Raw genomic sequence first — 26066 nt, 5'->3', positions numbered from 1 at the left:
TTGCAGTTTTTCAGGAGGTGAGTATGACCAGAGTAGCGATTGTGACCGCATCGGATTCCGGGATTGGTAAAACCACGGCCCTGATGCTGGCCGAACGCGGTTTTGATATCGGCGTCACCTGGCACTCGGATGAAAAAGGGGCGCTGGAAACCTGCCGGGAGGTCGAAGTGCAGGGGCAGCGCGCAGAGGCGATCCATCTTGATTTAAGCACGCTGCCGAAAGGCGCCGAAGCCATTGAAACGCTGATTGCGCGCCTCGGGCGGCTGGACGTGCTGGTTAATAATGCGGGCGCGATGACCAAAGCGCCCTTCCTTGATATGCCGTTTGACGACTGGCGGAACATTTTCACCGTCGACGTGGACGGCGCGTTTCTTTGTTCGCAGATTGCCGCACGGCAGATGGTGAAGCAGGGGGAAGGAGGGCGGATCGTGAATATCACCTCGGTGCATGAGCACACGCCGCTGCCGGAGGCCAGCGCCTACACGGCGGCAAAACATGCCCTCGGCGGGTTAACCAAGTCCATGGCGATGGAGCTGGTTAAGCACAATATTCTGGTGAACGCCGTCGCACCGGGCGCCATTGCCACACCGATGAATGATATGGACGACAGCGAAGTGAAGGAAGGTTCAATGCCGGAAATCCCGCTGGCAAGGCCGGGCCACACGAAAGAGATTGCCAGCCTGGTGGCGTGGCTGTGCGACAGCGACGCCAGCTACACGACGGGGCAATCGTTTATTGTCGACGGGGGGTTTATGCTGGCGAACCCGCAGTTTAAGCCGGAAGGGTAGGTTCCCCTCACCCTAACCCTCTCCCACAGGGAGAGGGAACTAAAAACACCCTCTCCCTGTGGGAGAGGGCCGGGGTGAGGGCATCAGACCGCACTCACTCCACATCCTTCTTCTTCTCTCTGTGCCGCATCCACAGCCTGACCCCAATCACCGCCACGACCACCAGAATCAGCCACGCCCAGTGCTTCAGGTGCTGGTCGAGATTATGCAGCCATGGGGCAATCACTTCGCCGCCGACGTAACCGAGCGTCGTAAAGATCAGCGCCCAGGCAATCGCGCCAACTACATTGAGCGGCAGGAAAATTTTTGGCGACAGACGGCTGGCACCTATCAGTATTGGCCCGATAACCCTGAAGCCGTACATAAAGCGGGTACCAATCACGAACAGGTAAGGATGGCGCTGAATCAGACGCTGCGCGCGATTGATTTTCTTTTTGTGTTTAGCAAAACGCTTAAGCAGCGTTGGACCAAAGCGCAGCCCCAGAAAATAGAGCAGCTGATCGCCAATCATGCCCCCCAGCGCGACCGCGGCAACAACCAGCGGGAATTTCAGCAACCCCTGATGCGCGGCGACGCCGCCCAGCAGCGTGATGGTTTCACCTTCTGCCACGCTGCCGATGACCAGCGCGGCGTATCCGTATTGTTCAATAAGACTGTTGATATCCATTACGTGAACGTTATCTCCCTCAGCGTTTCCTCGTTAATCATATACCCCATGAATCAACAGCGGGGAAATCAACGGAAATTTCCCACTGTACAGAAAATAATCTAAAGCCTGCATTATACTTAAGGTATCGATGACGGGCCGACAACAAGGGGGCGCTATGAACCATGTCTGGGGACTTTTCTCCCATCCCGATCGTGAGATGCATGTCATTAAAAGTGAGAACGAAACGGTCTCGCATCATTACACGCACCACGTGCTGCTGATGGCGGCGGTGCCGGTAATATGCGCCTTTATTGGAACAACACAAATCGGCTGGAACTTCGGTGATGGCACCGTGGTTCAGCTTTCATGGTTTACCGGGCTTTATCTGGCTATCGTTTTTTATGGCCTGATGCTGGCGGGTGTGGCGGTCATGGGGCGCGTTATACACTGGATGGCGCGTAACTATCCGCAGCGTCCATCGCTTACGCACTGTATGGTCTTCGCCGGGTATGTCGCGACCCCGCTGTTCTTAAGCGGTATTGTTGCGCTCTATCCACTGGTCTGGCTGTGCGCGCTGATCGGTACTATTGCCCTCTTTTACACCGGCTATCTGCTGTATCTGGGGGTTCCTACCTTCCTCAATATCAATAAAGAAGAGGGCCTGAGCTTCTCCAGCTCAACGCTCGCCATCGGCGTGCTGGTCCTGGAGGCGCTACTGGCGCTGACGGTCATCCTTTGGGGTTACGGATACCGTCTCTTCTAGGCTCACTGCATTGCTGGCGTAAATGCCAGCAATGCAGCATCTGTTCACGATTATCCGCTGGCGACAACGCCCGGTGACCGCTATGATGCCGAAGCCAGCCTGTGTTTATCCGTCGACACAGGCGGTGTACGTCATAACGTGCGTGAATAATTATCAGAAGTCTCACCATGCTGAAATTCCGAGTCTCTTTACTTAGCCTGGCGCTGCTGCTGGGTGCGTCTGCTGCCGTGCCGGCCGTCGCTAAAACGCCCGCGGTGACCGCCGCTGCTGCCCAGCCGCAAATTGCGTCCGGCAGCGCGATGATTGTCGATCTCAACACCAATAAGGTGATTTACGCCAGCCACCCGGACCTGGTGCGCCCGATCGCCTCGATTACCAAATTAATGACCGCGATGGTGGTGCTTGATGCCCATCTGCCGCTGGACGAAAAGCTGAAAGTGGATATCAGCCACACGCCGGAGATGAAAGGGATCTACTCCCGCGTGCGTCTGAACAGCGAAATCAGCCGTAAAAATATGCTGCTGCTGGCGCTGATGTCGTCTGAAAACCGCGCTGCGGCGAGCCTGGCGCACCACTATCCGGGCGGCTACGACGCCTTCATCCGCGCGATGAACGCGAAAGCCAAAGCGCTGGGGATGACCAATACGCACTACGTTGAGCCGACGGGGTTGTCGATCAACAACGTCTCCACGGCTCGCGACCTGACGAAACTGCTGATAGCCAGCAAACAGTACCCGCTGATTGGACAGCTCAGTACCACCCGTGAAGAGATGGCGACCTTTGCGAACCCGGCCTACACGCTGCCGTTCCGCAATACTAACCATCTGGTTTACCGGGATAACTGGAATATTCAGTTAACGAAAACGGGCTTTACCAACGCGGCAGGGCACTGTCTGGTGATGCGCACCGTGTTTAACGGTAAGCCGGTGGCGCTGGTGGTAATGGATGCCTTTGGCAAATACACGCACTTTGCCGATGCCAGCCGTCTGCGTACCTGGATTGAGACCGGGAAAGTGCAGCCCGTTCCGGCCGCAGCATTGACGTATAAAAAGCAGAAAGCGGAACAGATGGCGACGGCGCAGAACGACTGAGCCTCCTCTGCGCGCTGATGCCCTCACCCCGACCCTCTCCCACAGGGAGAGGGAGAAAACACTAAAAAACGGTAACCCAGGTTACCGTTTTGCTTTTATTCCGGCAGCGTCCAGTCTCCGTCGTTCAGCGGGCGCTGCATAATCACCGTATCCCGCCAGTCGCCTTTCTTATATCCCACGCTGCGGAGCTGTCCGACAATCTCGAAGCCATGTTTTTTATGCAGCCGCAACGAGCCGGAATTATTATTGCCATCACCCACCACGGCAACCATCTGGCGCCACGGGCCTTGTTCGCAGCGTTCAATCAGCGCGGACAGTAACGCCGAGCCAAAACCACGCCCGGTGATGCTGGCATCCACGTAAATCGACTCTTCTAAGGTATAGCGGTAGGCGTGTCGCGGACGGTAAGGGGTGGCGTAGCAATAGCCCACAACGATGCCGCGATACAGCGCGATAAGCCACGGTAAACCGTTCTCAGCCACGCTTTTCATACGATGACGCATTTCATCGACGGTGGGGGGGACTTCTTCAAATGACGCGCGTCCGTGTAGCACATGCCAGGCATAAATGGCGGCGATGGCGTGCACATCATCGGGAAGGGCATCGCGCACTTCCAGTTCGGTCTCGGATAAAATGTCAACAGCCGACATGATGTGCCCGCTCCTCGTTATAGAAAGCCGGAGAAAGGTTTCTCCGGCGACAGGCAGTTACTCTATAATGATTAAGGAGCGCTAAACAATCTCTCAAATTTGGCTGTATGAATTAATCAGGCGCTTGCGTAATCTGCTGCTCCGTGTCAGCCCTTTCTTTCCAGTATTTGTTCCGCGTTGTTTTGCCAATGCCGGGATTCATGCTGTTTGTAGGGTCATTCTCGCGATAAAACTGCTTAAGTGCGTCAGGGGCTTTATAAAGATGCCCGACGTTGTGTTCCGCAGGATATTGTGCGCCACGCTCGTGCAGCAGGGCGAGCATCTGCTCCTTCAGCGCGTGCGCGTCGACCCCTTTTTTGACAATGTAGTCCTGATGGAAGACGTAACACATAAAGTGGCCGTAATAGAGTTTGTGCACCAGCTTGCTGTCGATTTCCGGCGGCAGGTGTTCAAACCACTCGGTGTCGTTGCGTCGCAGGGCGATATCCAGCGCCAGAATATCTTCCACCTCTTCGGAATGTACCGCCTGATATCGGATGGCGGCGCCTGCGGCGGCAAAGCGGTGCAGGAACGCTTTGCTGCCTTCTTCAGGCGTGCAGGCAAAGAAATCCCCTTCGGCGGTTTTGAAGAATTCGCTCAGCCAGGTCTGCGCCTCGGCAATCCCGTCCCCGGCCATTTTTAGCAGCAGATGGTGCTCGTACTTGTCGCGCCAGGTTTTCATCCTCTCCGGTAAATGCGCCGGGAAAACGTTGCCCAGCTTCTGCATAAAGCGGTCGGTGAAGTGGGGTTTAAACAGCGACACTTTCTCCAGCATCGCGTCGGTGCGGCCCTTCATGGTGAAGAAGAACGGCATTTTGTCGGTGCCGAGCTTGTCGATCATCAGGAAAGTATCTTTGCCGTAGCGCTCGGCGATGTCGTAAATGTCCCGGTGCATGTACTCGCCGGCCACCGGCAGGTGGGTGAATTCGCCCAGAATATGACGGCGGATCTCCGTCAGCACCTCAGGCTGGTTGGTACCGATGTAAAACACCTGCTGCTTTTTCTCTGCCGGGAAGGTATCGAGACGCACCGCAAAAACGGCCAGCTTGCCCGCGCAGCCGGAGGATTCAAACAGGCGATCCGGGTCGGCGTTATAGCGCGCCGGCGTATCGGCGTCGATATCCCGCACGCGGGTCACGTAATCATGATCGTGCGCGTGGCGGCCATCGTGCTGAACGTCTTCGTCCTTCACGCGATCGTCGTCGAGCTTGCTGAGGATCTGCTCCGGCGTCACGCCCAGATCGATACCCAGATGGTTAACCAGCGTCAGCTTGCCGTTTTCGTCAATGCGGGCAAACAGCGACATCTCGGTGTAGGCGGGACCGCGCTGCACCAGCGAGCCGCCGGAGTTATTGCAGATCCCACCGACCACCGAGGCGCCAATGCAGGAGGAACCGATCACCGAGTGCGGCTCACGGCCCAGAGGCTTAAGCGCTTTTTCCAGGGAGTAGAGCGTCGTGCCGGGGAAGGCGAGCACCTGCTCGCCTTTATCCAGCAGGTGCAGCTTGTCGAGGCGCAGGGTGCTGATAATGACGATGTCGCGATCGTAATCGTTGCCGTTCGGCGTTGAACCTTCTGTCAGGCCGGTGTTGGCTGCCTGCATTAAAATAATCTTGTCGGCGGCGACGCAGGCGCTCAGCACGCGCCACAGTTCAAGCAGCGTGCCGGGGAAAACCACCGCCAGCGCTTCGCCCTGGCCGGAGCGGAAACCCTTACGGTAGCGGGCGGTTTTGGCCGGGTCGGTAAGCAGGTGAGAGGAGCCAACCAGGCGCGACAGTTCGTTAATAAAAGTCGTGTTATCGTTTGTTCGAACAGAAGACATCTTCCACTCCTTGTGGTGGGGCAAATTTCTCGCTGTAAAGCATAGCGCGATTAACTGTTAAGCGGTCGAGTATTCACGAGAAAAATCAGAGAATAACCCTGCAACGTTCAGAGGGTTTGTGGCACACTGCGCTTTTCGCACGGTTTGGCCGAGATCTTCCGGCGGTTATTGATGAGAGAGTAAAACGACATGAAATGGCTATGTTCTGTAGGTGTCGCCGTCAGCCTGGCGCTGCAACCTGCGCTGGCAGAGGATTTGTTTGGCAATCACCCGCTCACGCCTGAAGCGCGGGACGCGTTTGTCACGGAATTGCTCAAGAAAATGACGGTTGACGAGAAGATCGGCCAGCTGCGTCTTATCAGCGTCGGCCCGGATAACCCGAAAGAGGCTATCCGCGAGATGATCAAAGACGGGCAGGTGGGCGCCATCTTTAATACCGTCACCCGCCAGGATATCCGCAAAATGCAGGATCAGGTGATGGATCTCAGCCGCCTGAAAATTCCCCTGTTCTTCGCCTATGACGTGGTGCACGGCCAGCGTACCGTTTTCCCGATTAGCCTCGGCCTAGCCTCCTCCTTTAACCTCGACGCGGTGAAAACCGTTGGGCGCGTGTCGGCTTATGAAGCCGCGGACGATGGCCTGAACATGACCTGGGCGCCAATGGTGGACGTCTCGCGCGATCCGCGCTGGGGCCGTGGTTCGGAAGGTTTTGGTGAAGATACGTATTTAACCTCCACGATGGGCAAAACCATGGTGGAAGCGATGCAGGGCAAAAGCCCGGCAGATCGCTACTCGGTAATGACCAGCGTCAAGCACTTCGCCGCCTATGGCGCAGTGGAGGGCGGGAAAGAGTACAACACCGTCGACATGAGCCCGCAGCGCCTGTTTAACGACTACATGCCGCCGTATAAGGCTGGGCTGGATGCGGGCAGCGGCGCGGTGATGGTGGCGCTGAACTCGCTGAACGGCACGCCAGCGACGTCCGATTCCTGGCTGCTGAAAGACGTGCTGCGCGACCAGTGGGGCTTTAAGGGCATTACCGTCTCTGACCACGGCGCGATTAAAGAGCTGATCAAACACGGCACGGCGTCCGATCCGGAAGACGCGGTGCGCGTGGCGCTCAAGTCCGGCATCAACATGAGCATGAGCGACGAGTACTACAGCAAATACCTGCCGGGGCTGGTGAAGAGCGGCAAGGTCACGATGGCGGAGCTGGACGATGCCGCGCGCCACGTGCTGAACGTGAAATACGATATGGGGCTGTTTAACGATCCTTACAGCCACCTGGGTCCGAAAGATTCTGACCCGGCGGACACCAACGCCGAGAGCCGTCTGCACCGCAAAGAAGCGCGTGACGTGGCGCGCGAAAGCCTGGTGCTGCTGAAAAACCGTCTCGACACGCTGCCGCTGAAAAAATCCGGCACCATTGCCGTGGTGGGCCCGCTGGCCGACAGCAAGCGCGACGTGATGGGCAGCTGGTCTGCCGCAGGCGTGGCCGACCAGTCCGTGACCGTGCTGACCGGTATTAAGAGTGCCGTGGGTGATAACGCGAAGGTGGTGTACGCCAAAGGGGCGAACGTTACCAACGATAAAGACATCGTCACCTTCCTCAACCAGTATGAGGAAGCGGTGAAGGTCGATCCGCGCACGCCGAAGGAGATGATCGACGAGGCGGTGAATACCGCGAAGCAGTCTGACGTCGTTGTCGCGGTCGTGGGCGAAGCGCAGGGGATGGCGCACGAAGCCTCCAGCCGTACCGATATCACCATTCCGCAGAGCCAGCGCGATCTGATCGCCGCCCTGAAGGCCACCGGCAAGCCGCTGGTGCTGGTGCTGATGAACGGTCGTCCGCTGGCGCTGGTGAAAGAAGATCAGCAGGCTGATGCCATTCTGGAAACCTGGTTCGCCGGTACCGAAGGCGGTAACGCCATCGCCGACGTGCTGTTTGGTGATTACAACCCGTCTGGCAAGCTGCCGATGTCCTTCCCGCGCTCCGTCGGGCAGATTCCGGTTTACTACAGCCACCTGAACACCGGTCGTCCGTACAACGCCGACAAGCCGAACAAGTACACCTCGCGCTACTTCGACGAAGCCAACGGCCCGCTGTATCCGTTTGGTTACGGCCTGAGCTACACCACCTTCAAGGTCTCCGACGTGAAAATGTCTGCACCGACCCTGAAGCGTGACGGCAAGGTTACCGCCAGCGTCGAGGTGACCAACACCGGCAAGCGCGAAGGGGCGACGGTTATCCAGATGTACGTTCAGGACGTGACGGCCTCAATGAGCCGTCCGGTGAAACAGCTGCGCGGCTTTGAGAAAGTCACTCTGAAGCCTGGCGAAACCAAAACCATCAGCTTCCCGATTGACGTGGATGCGCTGAAGTTCTGGAACCAGCAGATGAAATACGATGCGGAACCGGGCAAGTTTAACGTATTTATCGGCGTGGATTCCGCCCGCGTGAATAAAGGCGAGTTCGAGCTGCTGTAACCTTTCCTTCCTTTGCCTCCCCGCCTACGGGGAGGCGTCTTACCTTATGCTAAAAAGGCATTTTGACGGTTAATTCCGCCGTTTTAAGCTACGCTTTTCTCTCAAGCCTCTGAAAAAGGCAGCAAAAAAATGAGGATAGTGGAATGACGATTGCTAAGGGGATGTTGGGATCTGCAGTGCTGCTGGCGGCGCTGAGTTTGCCGCTACAGGCGGCGGAGCCGGTAAAAGTGGGGTCAAAGATTGATACCGAAGGCGCGCTGCTCGGCAATATTATTTTGCAGGTGCTGGAGAGCCACGGCGTGAAAACGGTCAATAAAGTCCAGCTCGGCACTACGCCCGTCGTGCGCGGCGCGATTACCTCCGGCGAGCTGGATATCTACCCGGAATACACCGGCAACGGTGCGTTTTTCTTTAAACAGGAAAACGATCCGGCATGGAAAAATGCCAAAGCCGGGTATGAGAAAGTCAAAAAGCTGGACGCGGAGCAGAACAAACTGGTCTGGCTGACCCCGGCCCCTGCCAACAATACCTGGACTATCGCGGTGCGCAAGGACGTGGCGGAGAAAGGTAAGCTGACCTCGCTTGCGGATCTCAGCCGCTATCTGAAAGAGAAGGGCGACTTTAAGCTTGCGGCGTCCGCAGAGTTTATCGAGCGTCCTGACGCGCTGCCCGCGTTTGAAAAAGCCTACGGCTTCAAGCTCGACCAGCCGCAACTGCTCTCTCTGGCAGGCGGGGATACCGCGGTGACCATCAAAGCTGCGGCGCAGCAAACCTCTGGCGTTAACGCGGCCATGGCCTACGGTACCGACGGTCCGGTGGCGGCGCTTGGTCTGCAGACTCTGACCGATCCGAAGGGCGTTCAGCCGATTTACGCTCCGACCCCGGTCGTGCGTGAGGCGGTGCTGAAAGCGCATCCGGAGATTGCCGACTGGCTTAAGCCGGTCTTCGAAAAGCTGGATGAAAAAACGTTGCAACAGCTGAATGCCAGCATTGCCGTCGAGGGGCTGGATGCCAAAAAAGTGGCCGCCGACTTCCTGAAACAACAAGGGCTTGTGAAGTAACGGGAAAAGGGCTGTGCCAATAAAATGTCATAACCGCGTACTGCTGCTGTTGGCCTGCGTGGCCATCGCGGCAGTCGCGCTGCCGTTTGTGAATGTCGCTCCTAACCGCCTGATGTCAGGGGAAGGGCGCTATCTCTGGGAAGTGTGGGCGTTTACGCCGTGGTGGCTGGCGGCGGCGCTGGGCGCGTGGGTGGCGCTATCGCTCAGGCAAGGGCGCACGGCGAACTGGCTGACGCTGCTCCTCGCCGAAGGGCTGTTTATCATCCTGTTCTGGGGGGCCGGGCAGGCGGCAACGCATATGGCGTCGGCGGAAAGCCCGCTGGCGAGAACCACGGTGGGCAGCGGCCTCTGGCTGTGGCTGGCGCTGTGCCTGCTGGCCTGCAGCGATGCCATTCGTCGACTCATCTCCAGCGCCGTCTGGCGCTGGGTGCTCAACGCACAGATATGGTGTATTCCGTTATTGCTGCTGTTCAGCGGTGAGCTTAACAATCTCTCGCTGTTAAAAGAGTACGCCAACCGTCAGGAGGTGTTTGATGATGCCCTGGCGCAGCATCTGACGATCCTCTTCGGCACGCTCTTTCCGGCGCTTCTGCTCGGGATCCCCCTGGGCATGTGGTGCTATCGCCATCCTTCACGTCAGGGCGGGGTCTTTGCCGTGCTCAACGTTATCCAGACCATTCCCTCCGTCGCGCTGTTTGGCCTGCTGATTGCGCCCCTGGCCGGGCTGGTGAAGTCGTTTCCGGTGCTGGGAACGCTGGGAATAGCCGGAACGGGGTTAACGCCCGCCCTGATCGCGCTGGTGCTGTACGCGCTGCTGCCGCTGGTGCGCGGCGTGGTCGCGGGCTTAAGCCAGGTCGCGCCGGATGTGCTGGAAAGCGCCCATGCGATGGGCATGAGCGCGCGGCAGTGTTTCTGGAAGATTCAGCTGCCGCTGGCGCTGCCTCTGCTGCTGCGTAGCCTAAGGGTGGTGGCGGTACAAACCGTCGGCATGGCGGTGATTGCGGCGCTGATTGGCGCGGGCGGCTTTGGCGCGCTGGTGTTCCAGGGTCTGCTGAGCAGCGCCCTGGATCTGGTGTTATTGGGCGTGGTTCCCACGATTGCGCTGGCGGTTGTCGTCGACGCGCTGTTTGCCTTATGGCTCGCGCTGCTCAGGAGAAGAGCCAATGATTGAATTTCATGATGTCAGTAAAACCTTTGCCGGCCGTCCGGCGGCGAGTCATCTGAACCTGAACTTTGCCGAGGGCGCGTTTTCCGTGCTGATTGGCACTTCCGGATCGGGAAAATCCACCACGCTGAAGATGATCAACCGGCTGGTTGAGCACGACAGCGGGGCGATCCGCTTTGCCGGAGAAGAGATCCGCAGCCTGCCGGTGCTGGAGCTGCGTCGCCGGATGGGGTATGCCATTCAGTCTATCGGCCTGTTTCCGCACTGGACGGTGGCGCAGAACATCGCCACCGTGCTGCAGCTGGAAAAATGGTCGCGGGCTAAAATCGCTGATCGGGTGGATGAACTGATGTCTCTGCTGGGACTCGAGCCCGCGCTGCGTGACCGCTATCCGCACCAGCTTTCCGGTGGCCAGCAGCAGCGCGTAGGCGTGGCGCGCGCGCTGGCGGCCAATCCGCAGGTGCTGCTGATGGATGAACCCTTCGGCGCGCTGGACCCGGTAACGCGCGGGGCGCTTCAGGCGGAGATGACCCGCATTCACCGCATTCTCGGACGCACGATCGTTCTCGTGACGCACGATATTGATGAAGCACTGCGCCTGGCCGACCATCTGGTGCTGATGGATCACGGCGAGGTGGTGCAGCAGGGCTCGCCGCTTGAGCTATTAACATGGCCGAAAAACGACTTTGTGCGCGAGTTTTTCGGCCGCAGCGAGCTGGGGGTGAGGCTGCTCTCCCTGCGGACGGTCAGCGACTATATGCGTCGGGAAGAGGTGCCGGCGAGCGGCGAACCGTTGCAGGCGCAGATGAGCCTGCGGGATGCCCTCTCCGCGTTTGTCGCGCGCCAGTGTGAGGTATTGCCCGTTTCGGACGCCCGCGGGGCGCCGTGCGGAACCTTACACTTCCGCGATCTGCTGGCAGGGGAGGTGACGCGTGAAGGCACTGCGTGATCCGCTTCTCTGGCTGGTAGCGCTTTTTGTTGCCTTACTGGTTCTGATGCCGCACAGCGCGGCGCTGTTTAACGCCCTTTTTCCCGGGCTGCCGCGGCCGGTGTATCAGCAGGAGAGTTTTGTTAATCTCGCCCTGGCGCATCTCTGGCTGGTAGCGCTTTCAAGCGTCATTGCGGTTGTGTTGGGTACAGGCGCTGGCATCGCGGTCACGCGGCCTGCGGGGCGGGAGTTTCGTCCGCTGGTGGAGACGATAGCGGCGATTGGTCAGACGTTCCCGCCGGTGGCGGTGCTGGCGATAGCGGTTCCGGTGATGGGCTTTGGCCAGCAGCCCGCCATTATTGCGCTGATTCTGTACGGCGTATTGCCGGTGCTGCAGGGCACGCTGGCGGGCCTCGCGGCGGTACCGGCGTCAGTGCTGAGCGTGGCAGAAGGGATGGGGATGAGTCGCGGCCAGCGGCTGCGCAAGGTTGAACTGCCGCTTGCGGCACCGGTTATCATTGCCGGGATCCGCACGTCGGTCATTATTAACATCGGGACGGCGACCATTGCGTCTACGGTCGGCGCCAGTACGCTGGGAACGCCGATTATTATCGGCCTGAGCGGGTTTAATACGGCTTACATCGTGCAGGGAGCGGTGCTGGTCGCGCTGGCGGCAATCGTCGTCGATCGCGTTTTTGAGCGGCTGGCAAAGTACCTCAGCCGACACCGCCGCGAACAATAAACGAGTATCCTGCCAGCATCACGCCGCCGATACCGCTCACGGCCATCAGGACAAAAAGGGTAATAATGGCCAGTTTGGTTGCCTTCATCATGTGCTCCTGTTGTTAACGGAGCAATTATACGGTGAAGCGCTGGTGTTAATGAACCATTAAATGCCGTTATGGCTCATCCGGGCCAAGGGAATAAACCGGATAACCATTTTCGCGCCATTGTGACAGTAGCTGCTGCTGCGAGGCGGACGGCACTTCCCCACACCAGACCAGCAGGGTCTGGCCGTCGAAAAACTCAGGTCTGAGCTGCGCCAGGGAGTGCGCAAGGACATCCACGCGCCAGCCTTTTTGGGTCGCTATCCACGCTTCCAGCCACAGGCGGGTGGTATCGTGCACGTTCCAGCCGACCACCAGCGCATCTTTTCCGGCCTTGTTCTTCGCTGAGGCAAGGCAGACGGCGATGTAGTTGATTAGCACCCCGTCGAGCAGGCTGAGCAGCGCCTGCAGGGTGGACTGCTGGCACTGCAGGCGTCGACGGAGCGGAATGAAAAGATGGGTGATCAGCGTCTGTGCCGGATACTCGCGACCCTGCTCTTTTATCCACCCGCGCAGGCGCTGCAGGTTGCCCGCCTGCAGGAGCCGTAGCAGGGTTTCCTGCTGTTCGCGCCAGCGGTGCTGCGTGTCAGGGTCGTCGTGGCTGAGCAGGGACTTGACTTTACCGACCTGCACCCCGTTGTCGATCCAGCTTTTGATCTCGCGGATCCGGTCGATATCGGCATCGTTAAACAGGCGATGCCCACCGTCCGTTCTCTGCGGTTTAAGCAATCCATACCGTCGCTGCCACGCCCGTAGGGTAACGGGATTGATATCACAAAGGAGTGCCACTTCACCTATCGTGTAAAGCGCCATATTCGCCCCCTGGCTTACGCGTCCCCAGCTTAACTGTAGACCCACTTTGCTGAACCAGGAAGAATTGATTGTTTTTTGCACAAATAATGCGAAGCGTATGCGATGTTCTGAAAAAGGTGTGATAACGGACACGATTTTGCGCTTTTTTGGGATGCTTCAAAGAAAGTTGAGCCGCATCCGTGTATGTTACGCGTTTTTAGCGTGTGCGGTTTTGAGTATGTACGAGTTTAATCTGGTGCTGCTGTTGCTTCAGCAGATGTGCGTGTTTCTTGTCATTGCCTGGTTGATGAGTAAAACGCGCCTGTTTATCCCGCTGATGCAGGTCACCGTACGTCTGCCGCATAAGCTGCTCTGCTACGTTACCTTCTCCATTTTCTGCATCATGGGGACCTATTTTGGTCTCCATATCGAAGACTCTATTGCCAATACGCGCGCTATCGGCGCGGTGATGGGCGGGCTGCTCGGCGGTCCCGTCGTCGGTGGCCTCGTCGGCTTAACCGGAGGGCTGCATCGCTATTCCATGGGCGGGATGACGGCGCTGAGCTGTATGATCTCGACGATCGTGGAAGGGCTGCTCGGCGGGCTGGTCCACAGCTACATGATTAAGCGCGGCCGGCCGGATAAAGTTTTTAGTCCGCTTACCGCCGGGGCGATCACCTTTGTGGCCGAAATGGCGCAGATGGCGATCATTCTGCTGATTGCCCGTCCGTTTGAAGATGCGCTGCACCTCGTCAGCAGTATTGCCGCCCCGATGATGGTGACCAACACCGTGGGGGCGGCGCTTTTTATGCGTATTCTGCTCGACAAGCGTGCCATGTTTGAGAAGTACACCTCGGCCTTTTCCGCCACGGCGCTGAAGGTTGCCGCGTCGACCGAAGGGATCCTGCGCCAGGGGTTTAACGAAGAGAACAGCATGAAGGTCGCGCAGGTGCTCTACAAGGAGCTGGACATCGGCGCGGTGGCAATAACTGACCGCGAGCGGCTGCTGGCCTTTACCGGCACCGGGGACGATCACCATCTGCCGGGTAAACCCATCTCTTCAGCCTATACGCTGCGCGCCATTGAAACCGGCGAGGTGGTGTATGCCGACGGTAACGAAGTGCCTTACCGCTGTTCGCTGCATCCGCAGTGCAAGCTGGGCTCCACGCTGGTGATTCCGCTACGCGGGGAAAATCAGCGGGTGATGGGCACCATCAAGCTGTATGAGGCAAAAAATCGTCTGTTCAGCTCGATCAACCGCACGCTGGGGGAGGGGATCGCCCAGCTGCTGTCAGCGCAAATTCTCGCCGGGCAGTACGAACGGCAAAAAGCGCTCCTGACGCAGTCGGAGATTAAGCTGCTGCATGCCCAGGTCAACCCGCATTTCCTGTTCAATGCCCTTAATACGCTTAAAGCGGTGATTCGCCGCGACAGCGATCAGGCCGCGCAGCTGGTGCAGTTTCTGTCGACCTTTTTCCGCAAAAACCTGAAGCGGCCGTCGGAGATCGTCACCCTCGCCGACGAGATTGAGCACGTGAATGCGTATCTCCAGATTGAGCAGGCGCGTTTCCAGTCGCGCCTGCAGGTGTCGCTCTCCGTTCCGGACGAGCTGGCGTATCAGCATCTCCCGGCCTTTACCCTGCAGCCTATTGTCGAAAACGCCATTAAGCACGGCACGTCACAGCTTCTCGGAACAGGGGAGATAACCATTGCCGCCAGCCGTTTCAACCACCATCTGGTGCTGGATATTGAAGATAATGCCGGGCTATATCAGCCTTCCGCCTCCGGCGGTTTAGGGATGAGCCTGGTGGATAAACGCCTGCGCGCCCATTTTGGCGATGACTGCGGCATTACCGTCGCCTGTGAGCCAGACCGATTTACCCGTATTACCGTACGACTGCCGCTGGAGGAAAACGCATGTTAAGAGTGCTGATTGTGGATGACGAGCCGCTGGCACGGGAAAACCTGCGCGTTCTGCTGCAGGAGCAGTCTGATATAGAGATTGTGGGAGAGTGTGCGAACGCCATTGAGGCCATTGGCGCGGTTCACAAGCTCCGCCCGGACGTGCTGTTCCTCGACATTCAGATGCCCCGAATCAGCGGGCTGGAGATGGTTGGCATGCTCGACCCGGAGCATCGCCCCTACATCGTGTTTCTGACGGCGTTTGATGAATATGCCGTTAAGGCCTTTGAGGAGCACGCGTTTGACTATTTACTCAAGCCGATTGAAGAGAAGCGTCTGGAAAAAACGCTCGCCCGCCTACGCCAGGAGCGAACCGCACAGGACGTTACGCTGCTGCCGGAAAACCAGCAGCCGCTGAAGTTCATTCCGTGCACCGGGCACAGCCGGATTTACCTCCTGCAGATGGATGACGTGGCGTTTGTCAGCAGCCGCCTGAGCGGCGTATTTGTCACCAGCGCGGAAGGAAACGAAGGGTTCACCGAGCTGACCCTGCGCACACTGGAGAGCCGCACGCCGCTGATTCGCTGTCATCGTCAGTATCTGGTCAATATGGCGCACCTGAAGGAGATCCGCCTGGAAGATAACGGCCAGGCCGAGCTGGTGCTGCGCGCGGGGCAAACCGTCCCGGTCAGCCGCCGCTACCTGAAGAGTTTGAAAGAGGCGATTGGGCTGTAAAACTGGTACACTGCGCGCCATTGCATCATCGACATTCGAAGGCTCTATGCTAAGTAACGATATTCTTCGTAGCCTGCGCTACACCCTGAAAGCAAACAATAACGACATGGTGCGCATTCTTGCGCTGTCGGACATGGAGTCCACGTCGGCCGGTTTCGACACCTGGATGACCAAAGAAGACGAAGAGGGCTTTGTTCGCTGCCCTGACATCATTCTGTCGGGTTTCCTGAACGGCCTGATTTACGATAAGCGTGGCAAAGATCCGGCCGCGCCAGAGCTGGCGCTGGAGCGTCGGGTGAACAACAACACGGTGCTGAAAAAGCTGCGCATCGCGTTCTCGCTGAAAACGGACGATATCGTGGCGATTATGACGGAGCAAAAATACCGCGTATCCGTACCGGAAGTGACCGCCATGATGCGCGCGCCGGACCACAAAAATTACCGCGAGTGCGGCGACCAGTTCCTGCGTAATTTCCTGCGCGGGCTGACCCACCGGGTGCATCATCCGAAGGGGTGATTTTTAGCCGGGTGGCGGCTTCGCCTTACCCGGCTTACAAAACCCGTAGGCCCGTGCAAGCGTAGCGCCGCCGGGCAAAAAAAAGCCGGAGACACTCTCCGGCTTTTTTATTACTTCACCTGCTGGCCAGGCTTAGCGCCTTCGTCAGGGCTTAACAGGAAGATATCTTTCCCGCCAGGGCCCGCGGCCATCACCATCCCCTCAGAGATGCCGAAGCGCATTTTGCGCGGTGCCAGGTTGGCGACCATTACGGTCTGACGACCAATCAGCACCTGCGGGTCCGGATACGCAGAACGGATGCCGGAGAAGACGTTACGCTTCTCGCCGCCCAGATCCAGCGTCAGGCGCAGCAGTTTGTCAGAACCCTCCACGAATTCCGCGTTTTCGATCAGCGCCACGCGCAGGTCGACTTTGGCGAAATCGTCAAAGGTAATGGTTTCCTGAATCGGGTCGTCTGCCAGCGGGCCGGTAACCGGTGCCGCAGCCGCCTTCACCTCTTCCTTAGAGGCTTCCACCAGGGCTTCAACCTGCTTCATCTCGATACGGTTGTACAGCGCTTTAAAGGTGTTCACCTTGTGGCCGAGCAGCGGCTGCGCCATGGCATCCCAGGTCAGTTCGGTGTTCAGGAACGCTTCAGCACGGGCTGCCAGCTGCGGCAGAACCGGCTTCAGGTAGGTCATCAGCACGCGGAACAGGTTGATGCCCATAGAGCAGATGGCCTGCAGATCGGCATCGCGACCTTCCTGTTTCGCCACCACCCACGGTGCCTGCTCGTCCACGTAGCGGTTCGCCAGGTCGGCCAGCGCCATGATTTCGCGCACGGCTTTACCGAACTCACGGGTTTCCCAGGCTTCGCCAATGGTCGCCGCCGCGTCGGTAAAGGTTTTGTACAGGGCAGGGTCAGCCAGCTCGGCCGCCATCACGCCGTCAAAACGCTTGGCGATAAAGCCTGCGTTACGGGAGGCCAGGTTCACTACCTTGTTGACGATGTCGGCGTTCACGCGCTGCACGAAATCTTCCAGGTTCAGGTCGATATCGTCGATGCGGGAAGAGAGCTTCGCGGTGTAGTAATAGCGCAGGCTGTCCGCGTCGAAGTGGTTCAGCCAGGTGCTGGCCTTAATGAACGTCCCGCGAGACTTGGACATCTTCGCGCCGTTGACCGTCACGTAACCGTGCACGAACAGGTTGGTTGGCTTGCGGAAGTTGCTGCCTTCCAGCATGGCCGGCCAGAACAGGCTGTGGAAGTAAACGATGTCTTTACCGATGAAGTGATACAGCTCGGCCGTGGAATCTTTCTTCCAGTATTCGTCGAAGCTGACAGTGTCGCCACGCTTGTCGCACAGGTTCTTGAAGGAGCCCATATAGCCGATTGGCGCGTCCAGCCAGACGTAGAAATATTTGCCCGGCGCGTTCGGGATTTCAAAGCCGAAGTACGGCGCATCGCGGGAGATATCCCACTGCTGCAGACCGGATTCGAACCACTCCTGCATTTTGTTCGCCACCTGCTCCTGCAGCGCGCCGCTGCGAGTCCACGCCTGCAGCATTTCGCTAAACGACGGCAGATCGAAGAAGAAGTGCTCGGAGTCACGCATCACAGGCGTTGCACCGGATACCACGGACTTCGGCTCGATAAGCTCGGTCGGGCTGTAGGTCGCGCCGCACACTTCGCAGTTATCGCCGTACTGGTCCGGGGATTTACATTTCGGGCAGGTGCCTTTGACGAAACGGTCCGGCAGGAACATGCCTTTTTCCGGATCGTACAGCTGAGAGATGGTGCGGTTTTTAATAAAACCGTTCTCTTTGAGACGGGTGTAGATCAGCTCCGACAGCTCGCGGTTCTCGTCGCTGTGCGTGGAGTGATAGTTGTCATAGCTGATGTCAAAGCCAGCGAAATCGGTCTGATGCTCCTGACTCATTTCGGCAATCATCTGCTCCGGGGAAATCCCCAGCTGCTGTGCTTTCAGCATGATCGGCGTGCCGTGGGCATCGTCCGCGCAGATGAAGTTAACCTCGTGGCCGCGCATTCGCTGGTAACGGACCCAGACATCAGCCTGGATATGCTCCAGCATGTGGCCGAGGTGGATTGAGCCGTTGGCGTACGGCAGTGCGCACGTTACCAGAATTTTCTTCGCGACTTGAGTCATAGTAGGCATTACTTCTTTTAACTGTGAAAAGGGTTTTTGATATTACCAAAAGGGGCATTATTAAGTAAGCACAAACCACGGCCTTTCAGGTAAACTTGATCTCCTAAGGTCTTATTCACAAGAACAAAGGAGTCGGGATGAGTTCTCAATCCCAGGCCAAATCACCGGAAGCCTTACGAGCAATGGTCGCCGGGACGCTGGCTAACTTTCAGCATCCAACCCTGAAGCACAATCTCACTACGCTGAAAGCGTTACACCACGTTGCCTGGCTGGACGATACGCTGCACGTTGAGCTGCAGATGCCGTTCGTCTGGACCAGCGCCTTTGACGCGCTGAAAGAGCAAACCAGCTCTGAGCTGCTGCGCATTACCGGCGCGAAGGCGATTGACTGGAAGCTGAGCCACAGCATCGCCACGCTGAAGCGTGTGAAAAACCAGCCGGGCATTAACGGCGTGAAAAACATCATTGCCGTCAGTTCGGGCAAGGGTGGGGTGGGTAAATCCTCAACGGCCGTCAACCTGGCGCTGGCGCTGGCGGCGGAAGGGGCAAAGGTCGGTATTCTTGATGCCGATATCTACGGCCCGTCTATTCCGAACATGCTGGGCGCGGAAAACCAGCGCCCAACCTCGCCGGACGGCACCCACATGGCGCCGATTATGGCTCACGGTCTGGCCACCAACTCCATCGGTTACCTGGTGACTGACGATAACGCCATGGTCTGGCGCGGCCCAATGGCCAGCAAGGCGCTGCTGCAGATGCTGCAGGAGACGATGTGGCCGGATCTGGATTATCTGGTGCTGGACATGCCGCCGGGTACCGGTGATATTCAGCTGACGCTGGCGCAAAATATCCCGGTCACGGGCGCGGTTGTCGTGACGACCCCGCAGGATATTGCGCTGATCGACGCCAAAAAAGGCATCGTGATGTTCGAGAAGGTGGAAGTGCCGGTGCTCGGTATCGTGGAGAACATGAGCATGCACATCTGCAGCAACTGCGGTCACCACGAGCCTATCTTCGGTACCGGTGGGGCAGAAAAACTGGCCGCGAAGTATCACACCCAGCTGCTGGGTCAGATGCCGCTGCACATTACCCTGCGTGAAGATCTGGACAGCGGAAAGCCGACGGTGGTCAACCGTCCGGACAGCGAATTTGCCGAAATGTATCGTCAGCTGGCGGGGCGCGTTGCGGCGCAGCTCTACTGGCAGGGCGAAATCATCCCGGGGGAAATCGCGTTCCGCGCGGTGTAAATCTCCAACGCTGGATTGCCGGGTGGCGGCTTCGCCTTACCCGGCCTGTGAAATACGGTTTTGTAGGTCAGGTAAGCGAAGCGCCACCTGACTTTACCCAAGCCGATAATGCATCAGATAGTACTCTCCCTCCGGAGAATCCCCCGTCGCCTCAATGTGCCAGCCGTGCCGCTGGTAAAACGCGATAGCCCGCGCATTCTTCACCAGACACTTAAGCGAACCCGTACTGGTAAACGTCTTCTGCACATGTTCCAGGAGCACATGCCCGACCCCGAGGCTTTGATACTGCGGGTCAACAAACAGGCTGTGCAGAAAATTATCGTTTGCCCAGACGGAGGCAAAACCCAGACGATGGCCGTCCTGAACAGCAACCCAGATCACTTCGTCACGGGTTGCCGCATCAAAATCTTCAAGCTGCCAGTCTGAACTGTCCAGCCAGGGCCAGGCTTCGCGCCGGGCGTGGAGGAAGAGCGTGCGCAGGAAAGGGCGGTCACTTTCCTGCCAGGGACGAACCAGGAGGGTATCAGCGATGATAGAAGATATCTCCATTGTAGGCTTTGTAGATTTTGCCGTCTGCATCGCCAATCAGGACGTAGTTTTCGCCCATATACGTCCAGTGCGTTCCCGCATCCGGGGCCGGAAGGTTACGCAGCTGGTACTGTTTGATGGTGTACTCAGGCGTTTGATACTGTGCTGGCGCAGTGTCGCCAATTTTAAACTTTGTAAAATCCGCGATGAACTCTTGTTCCTCATAGGCTTTGATGCCGGACGGCGCCGCGGCCGTTTGCGGGGCAGCAAATGCGGATCCCGCCAGAGACAGTAATACACCCAGTAGCAGCAATTTACGCTTAGCCATTTTTTCTCCAGTGATATCGTTACAGATACTCTCAGCCTGCTGTTGTGTTGATGCTATGGCAGGCAGCCTATTTTAAGTATCACAACAGAGTCTGTTCGAAAAAAAATGTAACAAAAGTGGACGATTTTGGGTAGTGCAAACGGTTAATACTATTTTATTTATGAATGTTATTTGCTAAGACTAATTCAGCACAGTAATGTTTTTTTTAATCAAATCTGAAAATACAGCTTTACTATCATTTTTTGACTCGAAATACATGCATTTTATTAAAAGCCGATTTAAACTTAAAAAGCGGGGCGGGTTAATTCATATTTTACATCGTTCCGGTCTTTCAGTAATTTCCATGCATCATTCGATGATGTGTGTTTTTATTTAATTGCTTTAAATGCAGTGCATTGAAAAAGTGGGTGATTCTTATGGGTTGCCTGTTGCGCGTTTGTTGCGACCATGAATGATAAATTTATTCTAATGAAAAACACAACGATATTATCTGTAATATTCTTAGCGATAAGTCTGTTAACGGGCTGCGTATTTTCTCCTGGGCAAACATTAAGCTCATCGGGAAAAAATATTATCGCGTCCGGAGATGACAATACTAATTTAGATAAGCGCGTGGATCTTTATCCTCTTACCCCTTCACTGATAGAGAAGCTGCGTCCTGCCATCGCGAAATCTCAGCCAAATCCGAAGCTGGATGAGCAGATCAGAAACTGGGAATACCGTATCGGAACCGGGGATATTTTAACCGTCACCGTCTGGGATCACCCTGAACTGACGACCCCGGCAGGTCAGTATCGCAGCGCCAGCGACACCGGTAATTGGGTGAATGCGGACGGTACGCTCTTTTATCCCTATGTAGGCAAACTCCCTGTTGCAGGGAAAACGGTCTCTGAAGTCAGGGAAGAGATTGCCGCACGCCTGGATAGCGTCATCGAAAGCCCGCAGGTGGATGTCAGCGTGGCGGCATTTCGCTCACAAAAAGCCTATGTCACCGGAGAGGTTGCCAAATCTGGCCAGCAGGCGATTACCAATATCCCCCTGACCGTAATGGACGCCGTCAACGCGGCGGGTGGGCTATCTGCCGACGCTGACTGGCGCAATGTGGTACTCACTCACGAGGGGAAAGATTCGCGCCTCTCTCTTTACGCGCTGATGCAGCACGGTGACCTGACGCAGAATAAGCTGCTTTATCCCGGCGACATCCTGTTTGTGCCGCGTAATGACGCGCTGAAAGTCTTCGTGATGGGCGAAGTAATCAAGCAGAGCACGCTGAAGATGGACAGGAGCGGGATGACCCTTGCAGAAGCGCTAAGCAATGCGGGCGGCTTAAATCAGGACATGGCCGATGCGACGGGCATTTTCGTCATTCGTTCTGTCAGAAAAGACAGTAAGGCCGGAAAAATCGCCAACATCTATCAGCTTAACGCCCGGGATGCCTCCGCGATGGTGCTTGGCACCGAATTTCAGCTTGAACCCTACGACATTGTCTATGTCACCACGGCACCGCTGTCGCGCTGGAACCGCGTCATCACTCAGCTTGTACCGACCATCACTGGCGTTCATGACCTGACCGAAACGGTTCGTTACATCAGACGGTGGCCGCAATAATGTTCGACTCCATCTTAGTGGTATGCACGGGAAATATTTGCCGTTCACCGATAGGAGAGCGGCTGCTGCGCCAGCGGATACCGGGAAAGCGGATAACGTCGGCAGGCATATTTGGGCAGGAGGGAAGCCCGGCGGATGTCGTTGCCCGGGAGGTAGCCCGGCGACACGGGATCTCACTCGAAGGGCATCGCGCGCGCAGGCTGACCCCGCAACTGATGCGGGAATCGGATCTTATTCTGGTGATGGAGCCTGCCCATCTTCGCTTTATCTCTGCCATGGCCCCGGAAATTCGCGGCAAATCACTGCTCTTTGGACAATGGCTTGAGCCGCAGGACATCCCCGATCCCTATCGCAAGAGCCGTGAAGCATTTGACTATGTTTTCGGGCTGTTGGGCAAAGCCAGTCAGGAATGGGCGCATCGGTTGAGTCAAAAAGGAATTAAGCGTTAATGTCGTCATATAACACAGACAGTTACGGTGCAGCAGCACCTGAAAATCACGAAATTGATCTCGTCCGTCTCCTCGGCGAGATGCTCGATCACCGTGCAGTTATTTTAACGATGACGCTCGTTTTCACTCTGCTTGCGGGGCTGTATGCCTTTTTGGCTACTCCCGTTTATCGCGCTGATGCCCTAATCCAGGTAGAAGGAAAACAGGATAACAGCCTGCTTAAGAACTTAAGCCAGTTCAGCAGTGAACTGTCTCCCGATGTTGAGCCCGAAATTCTCCTGCTGAAATCGCGCATGGTCCTGGGCGCCACGGTAGACGCACTGGGCTTAACCCAGCATGTGACAGAGCGAACTCTCCCTGTTGTGGGACGCCTGTGGGCGCGTTTGCAGGACCATAAGCCCGCCACCATAACCTTGAGCTGGCTTCAGCTCTCTCCGGTCGAGGGCAAACCACGCTCTCTTGTGCTTACCGTGCTGGAAAATGGCGCGTACCGGCTGGAGGGGGACAATTTTTACGCCGAGGGCAGGGAAGGCATAGCGCTTGAAAAGGAGGGGGTTTCCCTGCTGGTCAAGGCGCTTAATGCCTCACCAGGCACGCGGTTTACGCTCCAGACCAGGACCCGGCTGGAGGCGATTAACGACCTGAGTACACAATTCAACGTGGCGGAGTCTGCCAGGCAGAGCGGCGTGCTGACGTTAACCTTGACCGGTAGCGATCCTGAGCATATTGCGACTGTCCTCAACCGAATTGCCCACATTTATCTGCAGCAGAACATTGCCCGCCAGGAGGCGCAGGATTCCCGCAGCCTTGCCTTTTTGCAGCAGCAGTTACCCAAAATCAGAAGCGATCTGGATTTGGCCGAAGAGCGTCTGAACCAGTATCGCAAACAGCGGGATTCGGTCGACCTCTCGCTTGAAGCGAAATCGGCTCTCGAGCAGATCGTGAATGTTGAAAACCAGCTTAACGAGCTGACGTTTCGTGAAGCGGAAATCTCGCAGCTGTTTAAGAAAGAGCACCCGAACTATCGCGCACTGCGTGAAAAACGACAGACGCTGGAGCAGGAAAAGGTCCGCCTGAATCAGCGTATTTCAGCCATGCCCTCCACCCAACAGGACATCTTGCGCCTCAGTCGGGACGTGGAGTCCGGGCGCACCATTTACCTGCAGCTTCTTACCCGCCAGCAGGAGCTGAGCATTTCTCGTTCCAGCGCCATCGGCAACGTGCGCATCATCGACAGCGCGGTCACGCAACCCGACCCCATTAAGCCACGAAAGCCGCTGATTATCCTCGCTGGCATCCTGCTGGGGCTCATGTGCTCGGTGGGTCTGGTGCTGGTCCGCATTGCGCTGCGACGCGGCATCAACACCTCTGAGGAGCTTGAAGGGCTGGGCGTCCAGGTGATGGCTACCTTGCCGCGTTCGGTGTGGCTGTGGAAAAAAACTAACCTGCGCAGAAGACGGGCGTTTGGCACGCGCTGGAAACACAGGATCACCGATGTGCCCTTTCTGCCCGTTGACCAGCCTGCGGATATTTTCGTCGAGGCCGTACGGGGGCTGCGCACCAGCCTGCATTTCACGCTGCAGGAAGCCGCTAACCGGATCGTCATGATTTCAGGCCCCACGCAGGACTGCGGAAAAACGCTTGTCAGCACCTCGCTGGCCGCGATTGAGGCACAGGCCGGGCTCAGGGTGTTATTCATCGATGCAGATATGCGCGAGGGATATGTCCACAACGTGTTTGCCCTGAAGAACCACACCGGACTGTCCGGCGTACTGGAGGGGCAGTGCGAGTGTCAGGAGGCCATTCAGCACTATGAAAAAGGCAACATTGATGTACTGACCTGCGGGCCGGTTCCGCTGCGGCCGGTAGAACTGCTGATGAGCGAACGCTTCAGGGCGGTAATGGCATGGGCGGATGAACACTATGACCTCGTGATCCTGGATACGCCGCCGGTGCTCGCCGTTACCGATTCCGCAGTGGCCGCCCGGGTGGCGGCAACCGTAATACTGGTTGCCCGCTCTGATAAGACCAGTCTGAAAGAGATGGAAAACAGCATCAAGCGTCTGCAACAAACGGGCGCGCGTATCAACGGTACCGTGCTGAATGACGTGGTGAAATCGGCCGCGCTTTATTACCGCGCGGGCTATGGCCATTACGAGTATGGTCAAAGCCCGACACGGCAACAGCGCAAGGATTAATGCTTCACCAGCGTGGCAAAGTAATAGACCAGCGGGATGGCGAGGATCCAAAGCCCAACAGGGATTTCTCGCCATTTTCCAGCAATCGCTTTAATCACAACGTAAAACAGTAGTCCCCCTGCAATACCTGTCCCGAAGCTGTTGGCAATAAGCGTAATCATCGCCATCATCAGCACCGGCAACCCGTCGGTGAAGTTCGCCAGATCCACCTTACGCAGGCCGCTGAACATGTTCAGACCGATCAGGATCAGGGCGGGCGCAGTGGCTTCTTTCGGGATCATCAGCGCAACGGGGGTAAACAGCAGCATCAGCAGAAACATGAACGCGGCAGCCAGCGCCGTCATACCGGTTTTCCCGCCCGCTTCCGCGGCCGCCGAGGATTCAATCAGCGCCGTGGCGGCAGGAATGCCGACCCACGGGCCGAGCGCGGCGGCAATGGAATCCACCATAAACGGACGATTGATATTGGCCATATTGCCCTCTTCATCCAGCAGCCCGGCTTCGCCGCCAACTGCAAGCGTGGTGCCCATGGTGGAGAAAAACTCCGAGGCAAAGAAGACAAACAGGAACGGCAGGAAGGCAATATTCAGTGCGCCCAGCATGTCGATGTGGCCCAGCACCGGCGCGAGCGAGTGGGGCATGTCGATGAAGCTGGCGGGAAGTTTTGTGACCCCCATCGGAATGCCCACGAGGGTAGCAAACAAAATCGCCCACAAAATGGCACCCGGAATACGACGCGCCTGCAGGGCAATAGCCAGAAACAGGCCAGCGAGCGCCACCAGCGCGCCGGGTGACAGGAAATCCCCCAGCATCAGCGCGTTGGTTTTCGCGTTGGCCAGCACTAACCCGGCATTGCGGAAGCCGAGTATGGCGACAAACAGACCGATAGAGGCCGTTAGCCCCAGCTTGATAGACTGCGGTACGGAGCGGGTCACGACTTCACGCAGGCCAAAGCGGGTGAGAAGGAAGAACAAAATCCCCGACCAGCAGGCAATGCCCAGGCCGATTTGCCAGCCGATGCCTTCACTCCCTGCCAGCGTTACCCCGACCAGCACCGAGCCACCAATGCCCGGCCCGACAATAAACGGCAGGTTGGCGTAAAACGCCATCAGCAGCGTACCGGCCACGAACACTAAAATCGTGCCCGTGGTCGCCGCCCCTTTATCCATCCCGCCCACGGCCAGCAGCCCCGGGATGACCACCAGCAAATAGGCGGCGGCGAGAAAACCGGTAAGGCCTGCCAGACACTCGGTACGCACGGTGCTGCCGCGCGTATGCAGTGCAAAACGACGTTCAATCCAGCTCCCTGGTGCTGGCGAATTCACGGTGTTGTCGGCCATTATCCGGC

The 26066-nt window shown here is 57.3% G+C and carries 24 protein-coding genes; 15 read left to right on the top strand and 9 right to left on the bottom strand.

The genetic code is table 11. The annotated features are described in order from the left end of the window. The first annotated feature begins 23 nt into the window (after positions 1-23). Positions 24-788: an SDR family oxidoreductase gene (locus M2433_RS11325; RefSeq protein WP_429054312.1), complete on the top strand. Its 765-nt coding sequence runs from the start codon at positions 24-26 to the stop codon at positions 786-788. 94 nt (positions 789-882) lie between these two features. On the opposite strand, the gene M2433_RS11320 is transcribed toward M2433_RS11325, so the two are convergent. Continuing rightward, a complete protein-coding gene (locus M2433_RS11320) occupies positions 883-1455 on the bottom strand; it encodes a DedA family protein (protein ID WP_429054313.1) in 573 nt (190 codons plus the stop codon). A 157-nt stretch (positions 1456-1612) separates the two neighbouring features. Between M2433_RS11320 and M2433_RS11315 the strand changes: the two genes are divergently transcribed. After that, the gene (locus M2433_RS11315) at positions 1613-2200 is read left to right on the top strand and encodes a Yip1 family protein (RefSeq protein ID WP_047346547.1); all 588 of its coding nucleotides are present in this window, start codon (positions 1613-1615) and stop codon (positions 2198-2200) included. A 167-nt stretch (positions 2201-2367) separates the two neighbouring features. Next, the gene (pbpG, locus tag M2433_RS11310) at positions 2368-3291 is read left to right on the top strand and encodes a D-alanyl-D-alanine endopeptidase (protein WP_023312453.1); all 924 of its coding nucleotides are present in this window, start codon (positions 2368-2370) and stop codon (positions 3289-3291) included. A gap of 95 nt (positions 3292-3386) precedes the next feature. Here the strand turns inward: pbpG and M2433_RS11305 are convergent, their stop codons facing one another. Continuing rightward, complete coding sequence (locus M2433_RS11305; RefSeq protein WP_429054315.1) at positions 3387-3941, bottom strand: N-acetyltransferase family protein; 555 nt, start codon at positions 3939-3941, stop codon at positions 3387-3389. Positions 3942-4053: 112 nt separating this feature from the next. Further along, positions 4054-5802 carry a D-lactate dehydrogenase gene (gene dld / locus M2433_RS11300; RefSeq protein WP_429054317.1) on the bottom strand — a complete coding sequence of 583 codons (1749 nt, stop codon included), beginning with the start codon at positions 5800-5802 and terminating at the stop codon, positions 4054-4056. 189 nt (positions 5803-5991) lie between these two features. On the opposite strand from dld, the gene bglX reads away from it, so the two are divergent. The 5 genes from bglX to M2433_RS11275 all read left to right on the top strand — a co-directional run bounded on the left by bglX (position 5992) and on the right by M2433_RS11275 (position 12185). Further along, the gene (bglX, locus tag M2433_RS11295; protein ID WP_429054319.1) at positions 5992-8289 is read left to right on the top strand and encodes a beta-glucosidase BglX; all 2298 of its coding nucleotides are present in this window, start codon (positions 5992-5994) and stop codon (positions 8287-8289) included. A gap of 143 nt (positions 8290-8432) precedes the next feature. Then, entirely contained in the window at positions 8433-9350 is a 918-nt protein-coding gene (gene osmF / locus M2433_RS11290) for a glycine betaine ABC transporter substrate-binding protein OsmF (protein WP_429054321.1), read from the top strand. 13 nt (positions 9351-9363) lie between these two features. Beyond that, positions 9364-10521, top strand: coding sequence for an ABC transporter permease (locus M2433_RS11285; protein ID WP_429054323.1), 1158 nt, complete (start codon positions 9364-9366; stop codon positions 10519-10521). Further along, positions 10514-11464 (top strand): ABC transporter ATP-binding protein, encoded by a 951-nt coding sequence (locus M2433_RS11280; RefSeq protein ID WP_429054324.1) that lies wholly within the window; start codon positions 10514-10516, stop codon positions 11462-11464. Before M2433_RS11285 ends, M2433_RS11280 begins: the two co-directional genes overlap by 8 nt. Further along, complete coding sequence (locus M2433_RS11275; RefSeq protein WP_429054326.1) at positions 11448-12185, top strand: ABC transporter permease; 738 nt, start codon at positions 11448-11450, stop codon at positions 12183-12185. Before M2433_RS11280 ends, M2433_RS11275 begins: the two co-directional genes overlap by 17 nt. Here the strand turns inward: M2433_RS11275 and M2433_RS11270 are convergent. Continuing rightward, positions 12160-12273, bottom strand: a complete 114-nt coding sequence (locus M2433_RS11270) for a protein YohO (protein WP_008500895.1) — start codon at positions 12271-12273, stop codon at positions 12160-12162. The genes M2433_RS11275 and M2433_RS11270 overlap by 26 nt on opposite strands. Before the next feature lie 69 nt (positions 12274-12342). Next, on the bottom strand, positions 12343-13083 hold the full coding sequence (mlrA, locus tag M2433_RS11265) for an HTH-type transcriptional regulator MlrA (protein WP_429054677.1): 741 nt from the start codon (positions 13081-13083) through the stop codon (positions 12343-12345). 217 nt (positions 13084-13300) lie between these two features. On the opposite strand from mlrA, the gene M2433_RS11260 reads away from it, so the two are divergent. From M2433_RS11260 to M2433_RS11250, 3 genes are read left to right on the top strand one after another with little or no spacing between them, the layout of a single operon-like run. Beyond that, positions 13301-14986 carry a sensor histidine kinase gene (locus tag M2433_RS11260; RefSeq protein ID WP_024908145.1) on the top strand — a complete coding sequence of 562 codons (1686 nt, stop codon included), beginning with the start codon at positions 13301-13303 and terminating at the stop codon, positions 14984-14986. Then, positions 14980-15699, top strand: coding sequence for a two-component system response regulator BtsR (gene btsR / locus M2433_RS11255; RefSeq protein ID WP_429054328.1), 720 nt, complete (start codon positions 14980-14982; stop codon positions 15697-15699). Before M2433_RS11260 ends, btsR begins: the two co-directional genes overlap by 7 nt. Positions 15700-15745: 46 nt before the next feature. Continuing rightward, positions 15746-16216, top strand: coding sequence for a DUF1456 family protein (locus M2433_RS11250; RefSeq protein WP_193042283.1), 471 nt, complete (start codon positions 15746-15748; stop codon positions 16214-16216). 110 nt (positions 16217-16326) lie between these two features. Here M2433_RS11250 and metG read toward each other — a convergent pair whose 3' ends face one another. Further along, positions 16327-18360, bottom strand: coding sequence for a methionine--tRNA ligase (metG, locus tag M2433_RS11245; protein WP_047346535.1), 2034 nt, complete (start codon positions 18358-18360; stop codon positions 16327-16329). Positions 18361-18497: 137 nt separating this feature from the next. On the opposite strand from metG, the gene apbC reads away from it, so the two are divergent. Continuing rightward, a complete protein-coding gene (gene apbC / locus M2433_RS11240) occupies positions 18498-19607 on the top strand; it encodes an iron-sulfur cluster carrier protein ApbC (protein WP_429054330.1) in 1110 nt (369 codons plus the stop codon). A gap of 93 nt (positions 19608-19700) precedes the next feature. On the opposite strand, the gene M2433_RS11235 is transcribed toward apbC, so the two are convergent. Together M2433_RS11235 and M2433_RS11230 are read right to left on the bottom strand one after the other, a co-directional pair. Then, a complete protein-coding gene (locus tag M2433_RS11235) occupies positions 19701-20156 on the bottom strand; it encodes a GNAT family N-acetyltransferase (RefSeq protein ID WP_429054331.1) in 456 nt (151 codons plus the stop codon). Next, a complete protein-coding gene (locus M2433_RS11230; protein ID WP_023336316.1) occupies positions 20131-20463 on the bottom strand; it encodes an RcnB family protein in 333 nt (110 codons plus the stop codon). Before M2433_RS11230 ends, M2433_RS11235 begins: the two co-directional genes overlap by 26 nt. A 468-nt stretch (positions 20464-20931) precedes the next feature. Here M2433_RS11230 and M2433_RS11225 point away from each other — a divergent pair, with 468 nt between their 5' ends. The 3 genes from M2433_RS11225 to M2433_RS11215 are packed head-to-tail and all read left to right on the top strand — an operon-like array spanning position 20932 to position 24718. After that, positions 20932-22071: a polysaccharide export protein gene (locus M2433_RS11225; protein ID WP_429054333.1), complete on the top strand. Its 1140-nt coding sequence runs from the start codon at positions 20932-20934 to the stop codon at positions 22069-22071. Then, positions 22071-22520 carry a protein tyrosine phosphatase gene (locus tag M2433_RS11220; protein WP_429054334.1) on the top strand — a complete coding sequence of 150 codons (450 nt, stop codon included), beginning with the start codon at positions 22071-22073 and terminating at the stop codon, positions 22518-22520. The genes M2433_RS11225 and M2433_RS11220 overlap by 1 nt, the downstream gene beginning before the upstream one ends. Then, positions 22520-24718, top strand: coding sequence for a polysaccharide biosynthesis tyrosine autokinase (locus tag M2433_RS11215; protein WP_429054335.1), 2199 nt, complete (start codon positions 22520-22522; stop codon positions 24716-24718). Before M2433_RS11220 ends, M2433_RS11215 begins: the two co-directional genes overlap by 1 nt. Here M2433_RS11215 and M2433_RS11210 read toward each other — a convergent pair. After that, positions 24715-26058: an NCS2 family permease gene (locus M2433_RS11210; RefSeq protein ID WP_429054336.1), complete on the bottom strand. Its 1344-nt coding sequence runs from the start codon at positions 26056-26058 to the stop codon at positions 24715-24717. The two genes, M2433_RS11215 and M2433_RS11210, sit on opposite strands and share 4 nt — an antisense overlap. Positions 26059-26066: the final 8 nt, after the last annotated feature.

Origin of the sequence: Enterobacter sp. AC1, assembly GCF_050434705.1 — a bacterium.
Classification (GTDB): domain Bacteria; phylum Pseudomonadota; class Gammaproteobacteria; order Enterobacterales; family Enterobacteriaceae; genus Enterobacter; species Enterobacter cloacae_L.
The sequence above is the reverse complement of the archived record's forward strand: the minus strand, read 5'-3'. Positions and strand labels throughout refer to the sequence as shown.